At 31.8% G+C, this 1,933-nt stretch carries 1 protein-coding gene; it reads right to left on the bottom strand.

The genetic code is table 11. The features are described 5' to 3' along the window. Positions 1-239: 239 nt before the first annotated feature. The gene (locus tag BN2628_RS00135; protein ID WP_044225510.1) at positions 240-1,712 is read right to left on the bottom strand and encodes a sodium:solute symporter; all 1,473 of its coding nucleotides are present in this window, start codon (positions 1,710-1,712) and stop codon (positions 240-242) included. Between the last annotated feature and the right edge of the window lie 221 nt (positions 1,713-1,933).

The following is a 1,933-nucleotide window of genomic DNA, read 5'->3' as shown; positions in this document are numbered from 1 at the left end:
TGTAAGTAGTCACTTTGTTTATTACAGGAAAATAACATAATAATAGCCAGAATGGCAATCAGATTTTTAATGGGCAAGATGTTTGGTTTCATATGGTTGTATTTGAATTTATTGACAATATATATTTTTTGATTGTAAACAAAGATAGTGATTTTTATACCGAAGGCCGATATATTCAGTATTTTTTATATAATAAAAATTATTATGCTTGCAAAGAGAAACTAAAATTAGACCAATTCTTAGATTCTGTAAAAACTGTCCTTTTTTAGCTTAGGTTGTTTTATAGATATCAGATATAATCCTAAGTATGTAAGCAGTCCGTTGAGCATAAGTAATTCGTATCCAAATTGATAATTGTAGTATTTTGTAGAAAAAAAATCGATTAGATAACATAATAGTGGAGCTGTAAAAGCAATAATAGGTATGTATTTGTCTATTGGACGTTTTCGACAGAAAAGTCCGAAAGCAAACATCCCTAATAGGGGACCATAAGTATATCCTGCAATCATATAGATGGCATCTATGATACTTTTATTATTTACAGCTTTAATAATGAGAATAATGAGAACAAATAAGACTGAGATAAATATATGGGCTCTTCTACGCCATAGTATGGCTTTAGAAGCCGGGCGTTTTTTTACATCGAGGATATCAATACAGAAAGAAGTTGTTAGAGCTGTCAGTGCCGAGTCTGCACTTGAAAAAGCTGCTGCTATGATTCCGATACAAAAGAATAAGAGTACCGTATTCCCCAGATATTGAGTGGCAAAAAGTGGTAGTATCTCATCGCTGGTTTCTGGAAGAGCTATATCCGATTGTGTAGCATAAGAAATGAGTAAAATACCTAAAGTTAGGAAAAGTAAATTTACAGGGATGAATGCTATTCCATAAAAATACATATTCTTTTGGGATTCTTTAAGAGTTTTGATAGATAGGTTTTTTTGCATCATATCTTGGTCCAGACCTGTCATAACAATAGTGATAAATATGCCGCTGATAAATTGTTTGAAAAAATTTTGTTTTGTATGCCAATCGTCAAATACGAAAATACGTGACATATTACTTTTCTGAACAATAGAAATGACTCCATCAATATCGAGATTCATTTTTGACATTAATTGCCATATAATCATAATCAGCCCGCCTAGTAAGAAAAAAGTTTGTAAAGCATCGGTCCAGACAATGGTTTTGATACCACTTTTATGTGAATATAGCCATATAAGTAGTACAATGACTGTTGTTGTTACTGCAAAAGGTATATTCCAATAGTCAAAAACGAAACGTTGTAAGATAAGTACAACGATATATAGTCGTGCTGCAGCCCCAATGTTTTTTGATAATAGGAAGAAAGAAGCTCCTGTTTTATATGCTTTGTGTCCAAACCTTTCTTCGAGATATGTATAGATAGAAGTCAAGTTGAACTTGTAATATAAGGGTAACAAAAGTTGTGCAATGATGAGGTATCCGAGTGCAAAACCCAGTACCGTTTGCATATAAGTCATATCTATATGTAAAGGCATGCCAGGAACCGAAACAAAAGTGACCCCTGATATGGATGTTCCTATCATACCGAAAGCTACTAAAAACCATGGAGATTTTTTCCCTCCGATAAAAAAAGTTTCATTATCGTTATTTCGGCTGGTTAGATGGGAAATAAACATTAGAAATGCAAAATAACAGCCGATGATAATTAAAATGATATTTCCATTCATGGTTTTTAGTATTTGTAGACGCAAAATAATCTATTTATAATGTAAAAAGCAATATTCCGGCAAGGTTTATTGAACTATTCAGAAATTTATTGGAGTAAGAGGATAAAGTATTTGAAGAAATATATATTTTGATTTTTTACCCGGATTGTTTGTAAAAAATATTTGTAAGATGTCGTTATGAGTTGTTATCGAGAATAGTGTTGTAAATATCATAAGTAATG

This window comes from Gabonia massiliensis, from assembly GCF_001403595.1.
In the GTDB taxonomy this organism is placed as follows: domain Bacteria; phylum Bacteroidota; class Bacteroidia; order Bacteroidales; family Coprobacteraceae; genus Coprobacter; species Coprobacter secundus.
The sequence above is the reverse complement of the archived record's forward strand: the minus strand, read 5'-3'. Positions and strand labels throughout refer to the sequence as shown.